The organism is Providencia sp. CIM-Carb-044, assembly GCF_033901115.1.
GTDB lineage: Bacteria > Pseudomonadota > Gammaproteobacteria > Enterobacterales > Enterobacteriaceae > Providencia > Providencia hangzhouensis.
Genome location: NZ_JAXADV010000002.1, coordinates 46,113 through 64,711, shown reverse-complemented (window position 1 = coordinate 64,711; position 18,599 = coordinate 46,113). Strand labels below are relative to the sequence as shown.

Sequence of the window (18,599 nt, the reverse complement as noted above, 5' to 3'; positions counted from 1 at the left end):
TTAAAGAAATCGTTCAATGGAAAAAGGGGTACAGTCGATACTTGTCGGCTGCTGATGTATAAAACTATTTACAATATCTGCAGTGATCGCCGCTTGGGTTAACCCCAAGTGTTGGTGACCAAATGCAAAAATATAGGGGCCTTTGTGGTCTAAAACTGGCAATGAGTCTGATGTGGATGGGCGAAACCCCATCCATGATGTCGATTGTTGGCTGTTTAATGCTTCTTTGAGCATTGGTTGTGCTAACGGAAGAAAATGTTGAGCACGCTGCATATTTGCGGGGCGCTTTAGCCCTGCGTATTCCACGGTTCCTGCAAGGCGTAGACCTTGAGACATTGGCGTCATAATAAAACGCCTATCCATACTTGATACTGGTATTGATAAACGGCCTAATTCATTCGGCAACATCAAGTGATAACCACGCTCTGTTTCAAGTGGCACTTTGATGCGGCTGACCATTTTGACTAATGATTTAGAGAATGCGCCACCTGCAATAACAATTTTTTGTCCTGTGAACTGCCCTTGGGTCGTTGTCAATACTGCTTGTTGATTCGATGTTGATGTAATTTCTGTTACTTCACAGTGGGTTAATACCTGCCCACCCGCTTGTAAAAACGCCTCGGTCAACTTTTGGTGTAATGCACATAAATCCACAACATGGCCTGTATCTGGATAAAAAATGCCCCCGATTTGGCTTTCAGATAAAGCAGGTTCGCGTGTGAGTAGCGCATTTTGACCAATCAATTGATTTGTCACACCAATACTTTGTAGGTACTCACTGTGATGACTTAACTTATCGAGAGTTTCTTTTTTCTCAGCCACCAACAGTGACCCCTTCATTTTGACAAGGTCACTTAATTGCCATTTTTGAATAAATGCTTGCCATGAATCAAAAGCGGCACTATTTAATGTCGTTAAGGTGTGATGAATATGAGTAAAAGGCTTATGGCGCATATTACCCAATAATTTTATTAACCAAGGGGTTAAGGGTAATAGATAACGCCAATCCAAGCGCAAAGGCCCTAATGGGTCAAGTAGCATTTTTGGAAGTGATTTTAAGACACTCGGGTCAGCAATCGGAAAAACTTGTTCTGTCGCAATATGCCCTGCGTTGCCAAATGAGGCGCCTTGGCCAATTTCATGTTTATCAAGCAACAATACGTTTGACCCATTAGCTTGAACTGTCAGCGCAATACTCAGGCCAATAATACCGCCACCCACTACAATCACTGGATATTTGCGTTCCATTTCATTCCCCTATGCCACCGAAATTCCAAACCGAAATGGGTCTTGTTCATCTATCAATAAGGTATTTTTCCCACTGATATAGGCATGTCCGCGAATAGTAGGAATAATGCCGTTTTCATCTGCCTGCTGAAAACTGGCTTGAAATTGGCTACCAATAACACTGGCTTGATGCCAGATTTCACCAGCTGCCAGTTTTTTATCTGCCGCTAAGCAGGCAAGTTTGGCGCTGGTTCCTGTTCCACAAGGCGAGCGGTCATAAGCGCCACCAGGGCACAAAACAAAACTTTGGCTATTAGCATTGGGGTGTGAACCGAATAATTCGATATGGTCAATTTCTTGGTCATCTTTACCGTAGATACCTTGATCAGCTAAGGCTTGTTTAATCTTTAAGCTGACTTCTGTCAGTAATTTAATATTTTGGTAATCAATGGCGACTGGTGACTGTTCAACAAGAAAAAACCAATTTCCGCCCCAAGCAATATCCCCAGTAATGGGGCCGAGGTCTGGAACATTAACTTGTACCGCTTTGCGATAACGATATGAATAAACATTCTGAATGCTCACGCTACCATCTTGGTGTAGTTGCGCCGTCACATCTCCTACCGGAGTTTCAATAAGATGTTTGCCATAAGTGATATGACCGAGAAAATGCAACGAAGCCACTAAACCGATAGTGCCGTGGCCACACATTCCCAGATAACCTTGATTGTTAAAAAAAATCACACCTGCTGTTGCCGCTGGGTTTTGTGGTTTGCAGAGTAATGCGCCAACAAGAATGTCATTGCCACGTGGCTCTAAAATGGTGGTTTTACGCCATACATCATGTTGCTTGCGTAATTGCTCCAATCTCGATGCCATGCTTTGTTGCCCTAAATCAGGGAATCCATCAATGACTAGCCGAGTTGGCTCGCCTGCGGTATGGGAATCGATAACTTCAATTTTGGTATATTGAGATTGCATCAGCTAGCATCCTATTTATTATCATTGTTAATAGAATGCTTGATTTTTGTTAACAACTCTTGATATCTTTCTAACAAACTTATGCGGTTTTCTGCACAATCTCAAAATATTTAACAGAATTAGTAAGATTAATTTAATATTTCGGAGCGCAGCATGATCAATCTAAATAAATTGCTATTGATTAGTCAGGAAAATATGCTGTTTCCCGTTGATAATATTGACGTTTTATTAAATCATTTAGGTTTAATTATGCCTCTAATTAATACCTTGCCTAATGTGACTTTTTTTATAAAAGACCATAATGCAAAGTATTTATTGGCTAATGATAATCTAGCTACTCGTTGTAAAATCGACAGTGTTAATCATCTCGTTGGTAAAGGCGCTGAGGATATTTTTCATTCGGAACTCGGCCAAACTTATAGTTCTCAGGACTATTTAGTGATGGAAAAGAAAATTAGCGTCATTAATAAACTAGAGCTTCACCTGTATAAAGCGGGTTTGTTGGGATGGTGCTTAACGACTAAGGTTCCTATTTTTAATACACGTAACCAGGTTATTGGGGTTGCAGGAATTTCAGTGGATTTACAAGATGTAAAATCTGTCAGTCCTAAGCTGAACAACCAGCTTAGCCGTGTTGAACGCCATATTAGTGAACATTTTGATACCGCTATAAAAATGACAACTCTTGCTGAAATATCTGGCCTCTCCCTTTCCCAATTAAACCGCCAGTTTAAAGCTATTTTTTTGATAACCCCCCAGCAATATATTCAAAAAATGCGGCTTGAACATGCTATTGAACTGCTCGAAGATGATTTTTCAATCACTGAGATTTCCAGTAAATGTGCCTACGCTGATCACAGCGCTTTTTGCCGTAAATTCAAAGAAATGACCACAATGACACCCAGCCAATTTAAACGAATGCGTTCAAAAATCGATAAACAAAAGATATTGACGTGATCGGGTATCATATTGTTAATCTGTTTTCCTCAACGTGAATAAATCCATTCCATTTAATTTTATTAAATGTTTTTAGTTAATTATTCAAATAGTTAGAATAATTTTTTACTAAAATAACACAGCTATATTCCTTGGTTATTTTCTAACTTAAGATAGCTCTTATTGCAGACATCAATCAATCGGGTATTGATATATCCCAAAGCTGCATCATTGTGCAGTGACGAGAAAGGAACACTCAATGACCATTTACGATCTGAAACCTAAATTTCAAGATCTGCTTCGTCCAATTGTTCATAAGTTATTTAGTATGGGAGTTACCGCCAACCAAGTCACCTTGGCGGCTTTACTTTTATCCGTGATCAGCGGAATGCTATTACTGTTCATTCCAAATCCGCACCTGTTTATTTTATTACCTTTCGTTCTGTTTATTCGTATGGCACTCAATGCGATTGATGGCATGTTAGCAAGAGAACACAACCAGAAAAGCCATCTGGGTGCAATATTAAATGAGCTTGGTGATGTCATTTCAGATGTCGCACTCTACTCACCATTTGCCGTTATTTTCCCTCAAGCATTTTGGCTTATTTTATTAATTCTATTTCTTGCGCTACTCACTGAGTTTATTGGCGTTATCGCTCAATCAATTGGTGCATCTCGGCGCTATGACGGCCCTATTGGTAAAAGTGATCGAGCCTTTATTTTTGGTACGCTAGGACTGCTCGTTAGCATTTTTCCACAGATTATCTTTTCTAGTTGGGTAAATTATCTGTTTATCCTTTTAACTTTGTTGCTGTTTTATACTTGCTATAACCGTATTCGCCGTGCTCTTTGTGAATTATCTACACCTGCGAATAATAATTAAGGAAGAATTATGAACGTTCAGACAGATTATCTGACGCAACGTCCCGTTATTGAGTCCCAATTTACCACCAGTGACCATACTTCTCTTTTTTATCGACATTGGCCAACAGAAACGCCGACCAACAAAGCGATTATTTTATTTCATCGAGGCCATGAACATTCCGGCCGAGTCGCCCATTTAGTCGATGAACTCAATTTACCTGACTATGCTATGTTTGCATGGGATGCCCGTGGCCATGGTAGAAATGATGGCCCTCGAGGTTATAGCCCTTCACTAAGCACATCCATCAATGATGTCGATGAGTTTGTGCGTTACATTTCCGCTGAATATAATATTCCGTTAGAAAATATCATTGTCATTGGGCAAAGTGTTGGTGCCGTTCTTGTCTCCGCTTGGGTTCATGACTACGCCCCCAAAATTCGAGGGATGGTACTCGCCTCCCCTGCATTTAAAGTTAAATTGTATGTTCCATTTGCCCGAACAGGGCTTGCTTTAATGCAAAAGGCTCGAGGCTTGTTCTATGTAAATTCGTATGTTAAAGCTAAATTTCTCACTCACGATGCACAACGAATTGATTCGTTTAATCGCGACCCATTGATCACTCGCCCTATTGCCGTCAATATTTTACTTGAGCTGTATAAAACGGCTGATCGCATCGTTGCTGATGCGGGTGCAATTACTTTGCCCACTCAACTATTTATTTCGGGTAGCGACCACGTTGTTCACCACCGGCCTCAACATCAGTTTTTTGAAAAATTAAACACCCCAATAAAAGAAAAGCATATATTACCCGGTTTTTATCATGACACTTTAGGTGAAAAAGAACGCCATATCCCACTTGAGAAAATCCGTGAGTTTATTGGCAAATTATTCGCCTTACCGCGCTACCAACATAATTATCAATATGAAGATACGTGGAGTGTCAGCGCTGAAAAATATCGTTCACTCATGACACCATTACCTAAATGGTGTCCCAAAAATCTTGCTTATAAAATTATGAGCAAATCAATGAGCACACTTGGCAAAGCTTCTGAAGGTATTCGTATTGGTTATGATAAAGGGTTTGATTCAGGTTCGACCCTTGATTACGTATATCGCGATAAAGCGCAGGGGAAAGGCTTGTTTGGCCGTGTGATTGATAGGCAATATCTCAACAGTATTGGCTGGCAAGGAATACGCCAACGCAAAGTCAATATTGAAAACATCATTCGGCAGGCTATTCGTGACCTAACAGAGAAAGGGACTCCCGTGCGAATTATGGATATTGCCGCAGGCCAAGGTCGTTATATTTTTGATGCGATTAATGACTATGGAAAAGTCGAGTCCGTCCTGCTAAGAGACTATAGCCCTATCAATGTTGAGCAAGGGCGATTACATATAAAAGAACGTTACCTTGAAGACAAAATCCAATTTACTGAAGGTAATGCTTTTGATGCCGATGATCTAGCTGCGGTTTCACCATCGCCAACAATTGGCATCGTCAGTGGTTTGTATGAGCTGTTCCCCAATAATGAAATGATAAAGGCTTCATTAAATGGGCTTTCTCGGGCAATTCCATCTGGCGGGCTATTAATTTATACCTGTCAACCATGGCACCCTCAAGTTGAAATGATTGCCCGGGTACTCCCAAGCCACCAAGGTGGGCAAGCATGGGTTATGCGTTGCCGTAGCCAAGGCGAAATGGATGCTTTAGTTGAAGAAGCGGGCTTTGAAAAACTAAACCAATCAATTGATAACTGGGGCATATTCAGCGTATCTATAGCTAGACGGCGTTAATCTAGTTATCCTCCAGAGTGATTGGTGACACATTATTGCCATCAATCACTTACTTCAACTTTAGATGATAGCCGTTGTTTATTGTTAGCAAAGCACCTATGCTGCTTAGCGTTATTTGTTTTCCCAATCATTTACTAATATCACCACCAGTTCGTTGACATTTAAGGAATAGGATAAAGGATGATAACTGCAACCCGCGAACCTCAACAGGTTGTACCTCGACGCAAAATAATACTGTCTGGTTTGCTATGGTTAGTTTTTCTAGCACCTTTTTTCTTCTTAACTTATGGCCAAGTCAATACCTATACCGCAACGTTAGACCAGGTTCCCTCTATCGTTTTTTCTTGGGAAACACATATCCCATTTCTTCCTTGGACTATCATTCCCTATTGGAGCATTGACTTATTCTATGGGTTATCATTATTTATTTGCACGACCCGTAAAGAACAAACCATCCACGGCTTACGGCTGATCACGGCTTCTCTTGTTGCTTGTATTGGTTTTTTGCTATTTCCACTAAAGTTTAGTTTCCCTCGACCAAGCACTGATGGCCTATTTGGCTGGATGTTTAACAGCCTAGAGCTATTTGATCTCCCCTTTAACCAAGCCCCTTCATTACATATTATTTTATTGTGGATCCTATGGTTACGTTTTCGAGCACATACACCAACAAAATGGCGCTGGTTGCTTCATAGTTGGTCTGTTTTAATTTTAATTTCAGTTCTAACCACATGGCAACACCACTTTATTGATGTCATCACTGGCTTTGTCGTTGGCCTATTAATTAGCTATTTACTTCCTATACAAACCCATTGGCAATGGCATTACACAAGTTCTCCTCGCAGTTTTAAAATGAGTAAAAACTATGGAACCAGTTCTCTTGCTTGTTTTATTCTTGCTTTTACCTTCCAAGGGTTCGCTTGGTTACTATTATGGCCTGCTATTGCCCTCTTTTTTATTACCCTTGGCTATTTAGGAGCCGGAGCCAGCGTTTTCCAAAAAACACCGGAAGGTAATATTTCCCCTTCAGCTGCTATTTTATTACTACCATACCGGCTGATTGCTTGGGGAACCTATCATTACTTCGCTAAGCACTGCGCACAACCCAGTATTGTCAGTAAACATATTGTTTTGGGAGGGCGCCCGCTTTACGCTTTGCAAACTCAAGCTGTTTTAGATATGACTTGCGAATGGCCTCGCAATTCTTACAGTAAAGGGCTGAAATATTGTAGCCAACCGCAAATTGATTTGTTACCTCTAAGCGCGGAAGATATCGAAAAGTCAGTCCATACTATGGATGAGTTGGTAAAACACGGTGCGGTATATATTCATTGCAAATTAGGTTACTCACGAAGTGCGACTGTGGCTGTTGCATGGCTGGTACATCATGGTGATGCTAAAAATATAGAAGGGGCCGTAGTATTAGTTGAGCAAACTCGCCCACAAGTGATTTTAAATACAGCAACGATAGAGCAGCTGAATTATTGGTATACCCATTACCACCTAAACCGAGTGAAAAAATGAATACATTGATGAATAAACAACAAGGTGAAGTCATCACTATTTTGACTCATAGTTGGCGTTATTTCGCTGTAGGGTCTGTATTAGCATTATTTTGCCAATTAAGTTTATTTTTGGATTCTAATTACCCTAAATATATTTTATTCGTCAATGTAATTATATTTATAATTTGCCAATATTATATATATCGCCTATGGCTAGATAACCATTTCTTTAAAATTATCTACACACATAATGAAACAGAACATTTTGATAACGCTTTAAATTTTTTATTTCCAAGCAAAATTAAACATTGTACGATGCAGCAAAGGTGGTCTGGGACTAAACGTCTTTTCATACGTGCTCTTGGGCTAGTACTACTGCAATGGATAGGATTATTGGTAGCAATCATAACAATCTAGCCATTATACGTGTTGACTAATTATTTATTTATAATGATTTATAATTACTACTTAAAAAATAAAATTACGATTACATCATTCACATATACAGTCTAAAAAAGAAAAATAGCCATATAAAATGTACTCTAACTATTTTTCTTTATAATATAACGGTTTTTTACTTTTGTTACTGAAAACGTTATGATAATTGCAGATTCATTGATACATAACAGATTTTTTTTAGATTGCTAAGCGTATCCTTATAGGTACATCTTTCGTTTATTTTTCACCCTGTTATTTGGTAGGGTATAATGAGTACAAAAAAAATTAATAGGTTGCGCCCTTTTAGTGCGCTAATAGATTCTTGTTGGAAAGAAAAATATACGGCTACCCGCTTTATTAAGGATTTAATCGCGGGTATTACCGTGGGTATTATCGCTATCCCCCTCGCAATGGCTTTGGCTATCGCTAGCGGTGTTCCGCCTCAATATGGGCTTTATACTGCCGCGATTGCTGGGATCGTCATCGCGGTAACTGGTGGGTCACGCTATAGCGTTTCAGGCCCCACAGCGGCTTTTGTGGTGATCCTCTATCCTGTCTCTCAACAATTTGGATTAAGTGGGTTATTAGTCGCCACATTGATGTCGGGTGTCATACTTCTTGCGATGGGGTTTGCTCGCTTTGGTAAGTTTATTGAATACATACCCGTTTCTGTCACCTTAGGCTTTACTTCGGGAATTGCTATCACCATTGCTACCATGCAAATTAAAGATTTCTTTGGCTTGCAAATGGCGCATGTCCCAGAAAACTATGTTGATAAGCTCATTGCTATTGGCAATACCTTCCCCACTTTTCAGTACAGTGACACACTAATTGGTCTTTCAACCCTTTTGGTGCTTATCTTCTGGCCTAAACTAAAATTAAAACTTCCCGGCCATTTGCCAGCCCTTATTGTCGGGACTTTCGTCATGTGGGTACTTTCATTATTTGGTATGGAAGTCGCGACTATCGGTTCTGAATTTAGCTATTTATTGCCTGATGGTACTGAAGGTAATGGTATTCCCCCTATCCTACCGCAGTTTATTTTGCCATGGGAACTCCCCGGAAGTGCGCCAATCAACTGGGCGATGATCACCGCATTAATGCCTGCAGCATTTTCTATGGCGGTACTTGGCGCAATTGAGTCACTGTTATGTGCTGTAGTATTGGACAACATGACAGGAACCAAGCACCATTCCAATAGTGAACTTATTGGCCAAGGTGTGGGGAACATTGCGGCGCCTTTTTTTGGTGGGATCACAGCAACCGCTGCAATAGCACGCTCTGCAGCTAACGTCCGTGCAGGTGCTACATCCCCCATTTCTGCGATTATTCACTCAATACTGGTGATACTTACATTATTAGTTCTTGCACCAATGCTCTCTTATCTGCCATTAGCCGCAATGTCTGCATTACTATTGATAGTGGCTTGGAACATGAGTGCTGCGGGCAAAGTCGTTTACCTGATTAAACGCGCGCCAAAAGATGACATTATTGTATTAGTACTATGTATGTCTCTAACTGTTCTATTTGATATGGTTATTGCTATCACTGTCGGGATTGTTCTCGCGTCATTATTGTTCATGCGGCGTATTGCCAATATGACCCGTTCAACACAACTCGCAGAAACAGACGAAGAGCGAAGCCGTTTAGTCGTAAGAATAAATGGCCCGTTATTTTTCGCTGCTGCTGAGCGTATTTTCGATGAATTGCGTGTCAAAAGCGCAGGTTATGAAACCATTATTATGCAATGGGACGCAGTGCCGGTTTTAGATGCAGGTGGTTTAGAAGCTTTCGAAAAATTCATAGATGCCGTACGCAAAGATACCCATGTCTTAGTTTGTGACATTCCGTTCCAGCCATTAAAAACTTTGGCAAGAGCAAAAGTGACACCTATTGAAGGCGTATTGAGCTTTTATAATTCAATGGATCATGCACTTGAAGCCGTTAAAGCTATCGAACAGGCAGGTTCTATCGACACAGAAAAATCAACAACAACGCCTTAACTTAGGTATCAAAGCAAACCGCCATGCTATTTCACATGGCGGTTTAGCTATCACTCACTAAAACAAAACATCTCATTCCCTGCATTTTTTCCTTTTTCGCAGGCTATTTCCCTTAATTTTTTTGCTTTAACTTGGTCGATGGTCACCGTTCCTGTGTTATCTTCAGAAAATCTAAACGCAGCCATCCACTCTGCATAGCCTGGATAAGTCATCTCATTTGCTTTATCAAACCATTGCTGTGCTTGCTTTTCGTCTTTTGCAACGCCTTTGCCATCTAAATAGATAACACCAAGTAAAATTGGAGCAATAAAATAATCCGGGTTATTTAACGCATTAACTTCATTAAGAAGTTCTATAGATTGTTGATAATCCGTTTTGCCTGCAATTGGATTTATCAATGACTCTGCTAAACTGATTTTTCCGCGCGTACTGCCCATTTCAACCGCTTTTGTCGCGTATTTACGGGCATCAGCCAATTCCTGCGAAAAGTAACTATCACTTAATAGATTGATATCCGCCAATAATGCATAACCATCCGCATTACCGTTTTTTGCCGCTTCATTTGCCCATAAACGCGCATTATTAAAATTTTGTAGGACACCTAAACCGGAAAAATACATTTGAGCAAGTTGGTACTGAGCAAGGGCATCTTTCTTGACTGCTTTTTGGTGAGTTTGTACGAATTTTTGTTTATCTTCAGGAGTAATATCAAGTTGAGCGGCAGCTTGAAAAGAAAACGTAATTAGAGATGAAACGATAATAGCTTTATAAAAATTTGATTTCATAGTTGTTCTCATTAAAGAAGTCAAAGCGCGGAGCCTTGCCCTCCCCATTTTAAGAAATATTGATATAAATTATTCATTCCCACCCAATGATTTTCACACCAGTTCGGGGCGAGCAAAGTTGGCTTTCTTGCACTTGCACTGATACGGTGGTAGACAATGTCAGTCGGAGTATGACGTACCATTTCACCAGCAGTTTGGGTATATTCATCAAGAGAAAGCGTTGCCAAGCGCCCTGCTCGCCAACTTTTGGCCATCACACTGCCTTCAACAATATGTAACGGATGTAATTTGATACCATCCGTTCCGCATTCAAGCACTTTATCAAGTGTTTCCATGTTCATTTGGCCATTTTCCCCGGGTAATCCACAAATCAAATGCGTACACACTTTTAATCCAAGGCTACGGGCTTTTTGCGTTGTTTGTCGGTATGCATCAAAACCATGGCCACGATTAATACGATGTAGTGTTTTATCATGAGCACTTTGTAAACCTAGCTCAAGCCATATTTCATAGCCTTTCTGTTGATACTGGCCTAACAAAGACAAAACGGATTCAGGGACACAGTCAGGGCGAGTTCCTACGCATAAACCAACAATATCGGCTTGCAGTAAGGCTTCTTCATAAAGTTGTTTTAATAGGCTTACTTCGGCATAAGTGCTGGTATAGGCTTGAAAATAAGCTAAATAACGTTTTGCGCGGGAAATTCGGGTGATCTGTTGGTGAATTTGTTCACTAATAGTTTGAGATGACTGACTTTCATCAGCAAAAGAGGCCACATTACAAAAAGTGCAGCCTCCTCGCCCAAGGGTGCCATCACGGTTCGGGCAATTAAAGCCACCATGTAAGGTGATTTTATAGATTTTTTCACCATATCGGCGCTGTAAATCAGCGCCGAACATAGAAACGACTTCAGTGAGTTGCATAAACCGCCTAACTTAGCGACTTGTATCTAACTCTGGGAAGCTTTTTACAACTTCGTCAATTGCTTTCATTTGTTTCAGGAATGGTTCCAGCTTATCTAATGGCAGTGCTGATGGGCCATCGCAACGTGCGTTGTCTGGGTCTGGATGCGCTTCAAGGAATAAACCTGCTATTCCAACCGCCATTCCAGCTCTTGCCAACTCAGCAACTTGGCCACGACGGCCACCAGATGCTGCACCGAACGGGTCGCGGCATTGCAGTGCATGGGTTACGTCGAAAATGACAGGACAGCCTTTTGATGCTTGGACCATGACATTAAAGCCAAGCATATCAACCACTAGATTGTCATAACCAAAGTTCGCACCGCGGTCGCAAAGAATAATTTTATCATTACCGCCTTCGATAAATTTCTCGACGATATTCCCCATTTGCCCTGGGCTGATAAACTGTGGTTTTTTAATATTAATTACTGCATCTGTTTTAGCCATTGCCGCAACTAAATCTGTTTGGCGTGCTAAGAACGCAGGTAATTGGATAACATCAACGACTTCAGCAACAGGGGCGGCCTGTGCTGGCTCATGAACATCCGTAATGATTTTTACGCCAAATGTTTGTTTCAACTCTTGGAATATTTTCATTCCTTCTTCAAGACCAGGGCCACGATAAGAGTGGATTGATGAGCGATTTGCTTTATCAAATGACGCTTTAAAAACATAAGGAATTCCCAGCTTTTGTGTCACCGTGACATAATGCTCACACACTTTCATCGCCATATCGCGGGATTCTAATACATTCATTCCACCAAATAACACAAACGGCAAGTCGTTCGCGACATTGATATCACCAATATTGACTACTTTCTGTTGCATACTCTTACCTTAAATATTAAAACAGGGGATAGGCCTGTATGTTAATTAATGTAATACGACCGGATGGTTATCCAGCGAATAAATTTGTATTTTAATCATTTCAGAAACAGGGTCTTCTGGGCAATGCTCAATAAAATAATTGAGATCGCTCAATGCCACATGATTACAGTCTAAATGTGCCAGAATTAACCCTCGGTCACGAATTTCGTAAGGGTCTTCAGGGTCAAGAGTCAGAAGCGTTTCACAAACCCGCAACGCTAATTCCATCTTTTTCTCTTCCATTAATGACGCTTTTAATGTGTCAAAAATTTTACGAATGACAACGCTGTTTTCTGCTACATCCAGTTGGTCATGGTAAAATTCAGAAAAAGGATCAACTGTTCCTTTGAGCCATAAATTTAATGTGTGTAATGATAAAGACTCGCCATTAACAGGGTTAATTACCCATTGGCTGCCATCATTTCTTTCACTGATAAATAATAATTGCGTAGGAAAAATAGCGGGATAAATCGCAATACCAAGGCGTTCGGCAACATACAAGAAGATAGCACCGAGTGTCACTGGTGTACCTTGCTTAGATGACAATACTTTATCTAACCACAGCATATCCGATAACAAATAAATTCCTTCAGCTGGACCAAACGACCATTCTTGGTAGAAAAGTGAAGTCAATTGCTGAATTTTTGTTTCATTATCAGCAGTTAAATCGATACAAGACTTGGCTGATGATACTAAGCTATCTAACTGAGCTTGCACTTTCATCAGCGGGAAATCATGACGGATACATTGTGACACAGTCATGATCCCTTCACTTAAAGGGAGTTGATTAAACTCTATATTCGCTATGGTTTTCATTACATTCCCACTGCTACGCCACTTAACCATTCCATTGACCGAGTGAAATTCGCTCTCTTCCACCATAATCAAGACAAGTCTCAATTTTGGTGTACCCATGTACTTTAAATAAATCACGCACCGCAAGACCTTGTGTCCAGCCATGCTCAAGAAGCAACCACCCTTGATTTTTAAGATACTTTTTAGATTCTTTAATGATATGCATTAAATCAGCTAAGCCTTCATCCTTCGCCACTAGAGCGGTTAACGGCTCAAATCGCACATCACCTTCACTGAGGTGCATATCATTTTCATCAATATAGGGTGGATTACTGATAATCATATCAAATTGTTGAATTGATAGTGAAGAAAACCAATTACTTTGTATAAATTTGACATTTGAAATATTCAAACGCTGCTGATTTCGTTGTGCTAAAGCAACTGCATCAGGGTTAAAATCAACACCAATAACCTGACTTTGTTGCATCTCTGACGCCAAAGCCAATGCAATAGCCCCTGTCCCAGTGCCTAAATCTAAAATTTGATTTTTTTGCTCTGTTAGCCTAGATAATGCTTGTTCAATAATGCATTCAGTATCTGGCCTAGGTATTAGTGTTGCAGGAGAGACATAAAGAGGAAGAGACCAGAACTCACGTTCACCGATAATATAGGCGATAGGCTCACCTTTCTCACGGCGTTGTAAAAGTAATTCAGCTTGTTGGAATTCTTCGGCTTTGAGTTCCGTTTCACCAAAAGCAAAAAGATAGGTACGACTGCGGCCTGTGACATGTTCCAGTAAAATTTCAGCATCTCGCTTCGCACTGTCACTTGCAGACAGCCGATTCGCTGCCTGCTTGACCCATTCGATATATTGCATTATTCCTGCTCAGACAACGCAGAAAGTTGGTCTGCTTGGTATTCATTGATGATAGGTTGGATAAGTGAATCCAGCTTTCCTTCCATTACTTCATCCAAACGGTATAACGTTAAGTTGATACGGTGGTCAGTCACTCGGCCTTGAGGGAAATTATAGGTACGAATACGGTCAGAACGGTCACCAGAACCCAACAGGTTACGACGTTCAGAGGCTTCCGCGGCTTGGCGTTTATCCATTTCTGCTTGGCGAATACGCGCACCTAACACAGACATCGCTTTCGCTTTGTTTTTATGTTGTGAACGTTCATCTTGGCACTCAACAACGATACCTGTTGGAATATGGGTAATACGAATTGCAGAATCTGTGGTGTTAACGTGCTGACCACCCGCTCCCGATGAACGGAAGGTATCAATACGTAAGTCCGCAGGGCTGATTTCAGGTAACTCAGCTTCTGGCAGTTCAGGTAAAATAGCCACAGTACAAGCAGAAGTGTGGATACGGCCTTGCGATTCAGTTTCAGGGACACGTTGAACACGATGACCGCCTGACTCAAACTTCAAGCGACCATAAACGCTATCACCGGAAATTTTCGCGATAACTTCTTTAAAACCGCCATGTTCACCATCACTCGTGCTCATTAATTCAACGCGCCAGCGGTTGTTTTCTGCATAGCGGCTATACATACGGAATAAATCACCCGCAAAAATTGCCGCTTCGTCTCCCCCTGCTCCCGCACGGATTTCAACGAAGCAGTTATATTCATCATCAGGATCTTTCGGAAGCAATAACAATTGTAATTGCTGTTCGAGCTCTTCATTGCGCGCTTTGGCTTCTTTAAGCTCTTCTTGAGCCATTTCTTTCATTTCAGGATCGTCTAACAACATTTCAGCTGTTTCGATGTCATCCTGTACTGTGCGCCATGCGCTAAAGCATTTAGCGACATCAGACAATTGAGCATATTCTTTTGATAAAGCACGAAAACGGTCTTGATCGGCAATTACACCTGCATCAGCAAGGTGCGCTTCAATTTCTTCGTAGCGTTCTTGTAATGCTTCTAGTTTTGCGACAATAGAAGGCTTCATTCGTTATATAAGACCTATGATTAAAATGTGGTTATTGATGGTCCAGCCCTAAGCTGTCCCTAAGTAGATTTAGACGCTCTACATCCCCATTTCCTGCAGCTTGCTGCAAAGATTTGGTTGGAGCGTGAATAAGGCGGTTGGTTAATTGTTGCGATAATTGCATGATCACTTGCTCAGGGTCTGCACCTTGACGGATAGCCGTCAACGCTTTTTCAGTCATATTTGCCCGAATGGCCTCAGCTTGTTCTCTGTAATCGCGAATTGTAGACACTGCCGCTTGTGAGCGCAACCAATCCATAAAGTGGCTACTTTCTTGCTCAACAATGTATTCAGCTTCAACGGCTGCGGCTTTTCGCTGAGCAAGGTTCTGTGCAATAATAGATTCCAAATCATCCACAGTATAGAGATAAACATCTCTTAATTTTTCAACATCTTGTTCGATATCACGAGGAACGGCAATATCAATTAACAACATCGGCTTACTACGACGTACTTTCATTGCACGCTCGACCATCCCTTTCCCTATAATGGGTAAAGGACTCGCCGTTGAACTAATGACAATATCCGCTTCAGCTAAACGGTTATCAATATCCGATAACGAAATAACTTGTGCATTGACCTCATTGGCCAATAGCTCCGCACGTTCACGTGTTCGGTTAGCTATCATCATTTTTTGTACGCCGTGTTCGCGCAAATGACGAGCCACAAGTTCAATAGTTTCCCCTGCGCCAACTAACAAAATATTTAAATGCTTAAGTGATTCAAATATTTGACGAGCAAGTGTACAAGCAGCAAATGCCACAGAAACTGCATTCGCTCCAATATCGGTTTCTGTACGCACACGTTTTGCAACAGAAAATGATTTTTGGAAAAGACGCTCAAGTTCGCTTGATAACGAATGGTTACCTTGCGAAAGTGCAAACGCCTTTTTTACTTGCCCTAATATTTGTGGCTCTCCCAAAACTAATGAATCCAAGCCACTCGCCACACGCATTAGGTGGCTCACCGCTCGGTCGTCTTGGTGCCAATATAAACTTGGCTGTAAATCTTTTTGGGTTATACCATGAAAATCACACAACCATTTTACTAGCTGTTCTTGAGCTCGTTCTTGTGATTCAAGGCTCAAGTAAAGCTCAGTTCTATTACAGGTAGACAGCACAACGCCACCATTCACTTGAGGCTGTTTGAGAAGTTCCTCAAGTGCATGGTCAATTTTTTCAGGACCAAATGTCACCCGCTCACGCAGGGCTACTGGTGCTGTTTTATGGTTGATGCCTAAGGCTAATAAGGTCATTGTGCTTTACGACTTACTCACATTGCTTACAGTGCTAATTATTTTCAGTAATGCTCGATGGGTATTCCCCATCAATTTAGCAATACTGTTATTTATATTGTTCTATTGTAGATGATCCGCGTCTCTCTTTCTACGGTTTACATAAGCCTATCCTTCAGAAAGATGACCCACGCCAAAAAATAAACCGAAAAAAACAGACGTAATGGTTATTTTACCAATCACAACTGATCGTAATTTTATCGTTTATTTATGCTATATGAAACTGATTATCAGCCATATCATTATTTACAATGATAAATTAACTACAATAAGATGCATAGAGAATGCAATTATTTCGCACAGAAAGCAAATGGTGACTGGTGAGGTTTATCCTGATAACTTAACGCCACATGAACCCAAACTGGATTGGCCTAATAACATTTTTAAGGAACCATTTTCCCTGTCAATACACTATGTTATTTGTATACAAACGGTAAATCACTTACAGGTTTTTATCCGCAAGGTATATCATCTAGTGTAATAGATGACTCTGATGGCCTTAACGCGCTAAACTGAACTTCTTTAAATGCAAGTAACTCAATTAGAGACTGCTATCAGCGCCCAATACAACTTTGAGATTTGATATGCAATTAACTCAAACTTTGCCCTTTATGCACATAAATAAGCATTTTTTTCGCCTATTGCCACTTTCATGCGTCTTGCTAACCGCATGCGTGACAACGTCACAAACGACCACAAAAGGAACCAGCTCCGCATCCGATGCGAAATGGAAAGCACATCAACAGGAATTAAGTCAGTTACGTGACTACCAAACCCGTGGATCATTTGCCTATAACGGCGGAGAAACAAAAACGTATGCTAAGTTTTTCTGGCAACAATATACACCTGAAAAGTACCGTTTGTTGCTGACCAACCCATTAGGTAGCCGCGAACTTGAGCTTACCGTTGAACCTGATTTAGCTCGGTTAACCACTAAAGATGGCCAAACCCATATGAGTGACGTTCCAAGCGAGCTTATCTATCAACTTACTGGTATGGAAATTCCAATTGATGACCTAACTGCATGGTTAACAGGCTCACCGGGACGTGCAACAGACTTTACCTTAGATGAAAACCACCTGCTGAAAAGTGTCACGTTTAAAAGCAATGGTGAAACTTGGCAGCTCAACTACATTTCGTATGACAGCAAAACGGTACCTATGCTGCCAAACTACCTAGAGCTACGCCAAGGGGACAGGCTTATCAAATTAAAAATGGATAGTTGGACACTGAAGAAATGACGTTAACATGGCCATCTCCGGCAAAATTAAATCTTTTTTTGTACATCACAGGCCAACGCTCTGATGGCTACCATGAATTACAAACTCTATTTCAATTTGTTGATTATGGCGATGAAATCACCATTACAGCACGTGATGACGACCAACTGAATTTATTGACTGACATGCAAGGGGTTCCCCCCGAAAAAAACCTAATTTTACGGGCAGCTAAATTATTACAATCCTATTGCCGCGATACCTTACAGCACTATGGCCCATTAGGGGCTGATATTTGTATTCATAAAGTATTGCCCATGGGCGGTGGTATTGGTGGGGGCTCATCAAACGCAGCAACAACCTTAATTGCGCTTAACGAACATTGGAAAACACAGGTTTCTGATGAAGTCCTTGCAGAATTAGGTGCATCATTAGGTGCTGATGTTCCAGTGTTTGTTCGTGGACATGCCGCTTTCGCTGAAGGGATTGGTGATATTTTAACCAAAGCTTCCCCTGAAGAGAAATGGTATCTCGTCGCTCATCCCGGAATTGAAATATCAACCCCGATGATCTTCACAGATCCACAATTAAATCGAAATTCTCCAAAACGCTCCCTAGCCGCATTATTACTGGCTCCGTACGCAAATGACTGTGAACCAATCGCAAGAAAACGTTTTCGTGAGGTTGAACAGCTTGTTTCTTGGCTGTTAGAATATGCTCCGTCTCGCCTTACAGGAACAGGCGCATGTGTTTTTTCTGAATTTGAAACACAAGCGGATGCCCTGCAGGTGTTAAATAAAGCCCCATCGTGGGTGCAAGGGTTCGTCGCTCAAGGCGTTAACGTTTCCCCACTGCACAAGTTCCGCGCTGGGATAACCCGTGTATTGCACCAATAAGCCTTGTCGCTATTGGTCAACAATATCTCTCTGGAC

At 41.1% G+C, this 18,599-nt stretch carries 17 protein-coding genes; 8 read left to right on the top strand and 9 right to left on the bottom strand.

The genetic code is table 11. From position 1 onward, the window contains the following. Both SJ312_RS03565 and SJ312_RS03560 read right to left on the bottom strand, forming a co-directional pair. Positions 1-1,248, bottom strand: coding sequence for an NAD(P)/FAD-dependent oxidoreductase (locus SJ312_RS03565; RefSeq protein ID WP_094962524.1), 1,248 nt, complete (start codon positions 1,246-1,248; stop codon positions 1-3). A 9-nt stretch (positions 1,249-1,257) separates the two neighbouring features. Continuing rightward, positions 1,258-2,208: a 4-hydroxyproline epimerase gene (locus tag SJ312_RS03560; protein ID WP_094962523.1), complete on the bottom strand. Its 951-nt coding sequence runs from the start codon at positions 2,206-2,208 to the stop codon at positions 1,258-1,260. Between the two features lie 153 nt (positions 2,209-2,361). Between SJ312_RS03560 and SJ312_RS03555 the strand changes: the two genes are divergently transcribed. The 6 genes from SJ312_RS03555 to dauA all read left to right on the top strand — a co-directional run bounded on the left by SJ312_RS03555 (position 2,362) and on the right by dauA (position 9,749). Continuing rightward, the gene (locus SJ312_RS03555; protein WP_094962522.1) at positions 2,362-3,165 is read left to right on the top strand and encodes a helix-turn-helix domain-containing protein; all 804 of its coding nucleotides are present in this window, start codon (positions 2,362-2,364) and stop codon (positions 3,163-3,165) included. A 238-nt stretch (positions 3,166-3,403) separates the two neighbouring features. Beyond that, positions 3,404-4,027, top strand: a complete 624-nt coding sequence (locus SJ312_RS03550; protein ID WP_110591655.1) for a CDP-alcohol phosphatidyltransferase family protein — start codon at positions 3,404-3,406, stop codon at positions 4,025-4,027. Between the two features lie 9 nt (positions 4,028-4,036). Beyond that, entirely contained in the window at positions 4,037-5,803 is a 1,767-nt protein-coding gene (locus SJ312_RS03545) for a bifunctional alpha/beta hydrolase/class I SAM-dependent methyltransferase (RefSeq protein ID WP_004255121.1), read from the top strand. A 180-nt stretch (positions 5,804-5,983) separates the two neighbouring features. Further along, positions 5,984-7,327: a phosphatase PAP2/dual specificity phosphatase family protein gene (locus SJ312_RS03540; protein ID WP_165880137.1), complete on the top strand. Its 1,344-nt coding sequence runs from the start codon at positions 5,984-5,986 to the stop codon at positions 7,325-7,327. Positions 7,328-7,335: 8 nt separating this feature from the next. Further along, positions 7,336-7,725 (top strand): hypothetical protein, encoded by a 390-nt coding sequence (locus SJ312_RS03535; protein WP_242439617.1) that lies wholly within the window; start codon positions 7,336-7,338, stop codon positions 7,723-7,725. Positions 7,726-8,015: 290 nt separating this feature from the next. Beyond that, positions 8,016-9,749, top strand: a complete 1,734-nt coding sequence (gene dauA, locus SJ312_RS03530) for a C4-dicarboxylic acid transporter DauA (protein WP_110591652.1) — start codon at positions 8,016-8,018, stop codon at positions 9,747-9,749. 50 nt (positions 9,750-9,799) lie between these two features. Here dauA and SJ312_RS03525 read toward each other — a convergent pair whose 3' ends face one another. The 7 genes from SJ312_RS03525 to hemA are packed head-to-tail and all read right to left on the bottom strand — an operon-like array spanning position 9,800 to position 16,411. After that, a complete protein-coding gene (locus tag SJ312_RS03525) occupies positions 9,800-10,534 on the bottom strand; it encodes a tetratricopeptide repeat protein (RefSeq protein ID WP_112307007.1) in 735 nt (244 codons plus the stop codon). A gap of 20 nt (positions 10,535-10,554) precedes the next feature. Continuing rightward, a complete protein-coding gene (locus SJ312_RS03520) occupies positions 10,555-11,457 on the bottom strand; it encodes a TIGR01212 family radical SAM protein (protein WP_094962515.1) in 903 nt (300 codons plus the stop codon). 12 nt (positions 11,458-11,469) lie between these two features. Further along, positions 11,470-12,324 (bottom strand): 3-deoxy-8-phosphooctulonate synthase, encoded by an 855-nt coding sequence (gene kdsA / locus SJ312_RS03515; RefSeq protein WP_004255137.1) that lies wholly within the window; start codon positions 12,322-12,324, stop codon positions 11,470-11,472. Between the two features lie 45 nt (positions 12,325-12,369). Then, complete coding sequence (gene sirB1 / locus SJ312_RS03510) at positions 12,370-13,179, bottom strand: invasion regulator SirB1 (RefSeq protein WP_036958727.1); 810 nt, start codon at positions 13,177-13,179, stop codon at positions 12,370-12,372. 22 nt (positions 13,180-13,201) lie between these two features. Next, on the bottom strand, positions 13,202-14,035 hold the full coding sequence (gene prmC / locus SJ312_RS03505) for a peptide chain release factor N(5)-glutamine methyltransferase (RefSeq protein ID WP_094962514.1): 834 nt from the start codon (positions 14,033-14,035) through the stop codon (positions 13,202-13,204). Next, complete coding sequence (prfA, locus tag SJ312_RS03500) at positions 14,035-15,117, bottom strand: peptide chain release factor 1 (RefSeq protein WP_004264135.1); 1,083 nt, start codon at positions 15,115-15,117, stop codon at positions 14,035-14,037. Before prfA ends, prmC begins: the two co-directional genes overlap by 1 nt. Positions 15,118-15,148: 31 nt before the next feature. Further along, positions 15,149-16,411, bottom strand: coding sequence for a glutamyl-tRNA reductase (hemA, locus tag SJ312_RS03495; RefSeq protein ID WP_110591650.1), 1,263 nt, complete (start codon positions 16,409-16,411; stop codon positions 15,149-15,151). A 623-nt stretch (positions 16,412-17,034) separates the two neighbouring features. On the opposite strand from hemA, the gene lolB reads away from it, so the two are divergent. Together lolB and ispE are read left to right on the top strand one after the other, a co-directional pair. Continuing rightward, positions 17,035-17,691 carry a lipoprotein insertase outer membrane protein LolB gene (gene lolB / locus SJ312_RS03490; RefSeq protein ID WP_004264131.1) on the top strand — a complete coding sequence of 219 codons (657 nt, stop codon included), beginning with the start codon at positions 17,035-17,037 and terminating at the stop codon, positions 17,689-17,691. Further along, the gene (ispE, locus tag SJ312_RS03485; protein ID WP_140172373.1) at positions 17,688-18,563 is read left to right on the top strand and encodes a 4-(cytidine 5'-diphospho)-2-C-methyl-D-erythritol kinase; all 876 of its coding nucleotides are present in this window, start codon (positions 17,688-17,690) and stop codon (positions 18,561-18,563) included. The genes lolB and ispE overlap by 4 nt, the downstream gene beginning before the upstream one ends. The last annotated feature ends 36 nt before the right edge of the window (positions 18,564-18,599 follow it).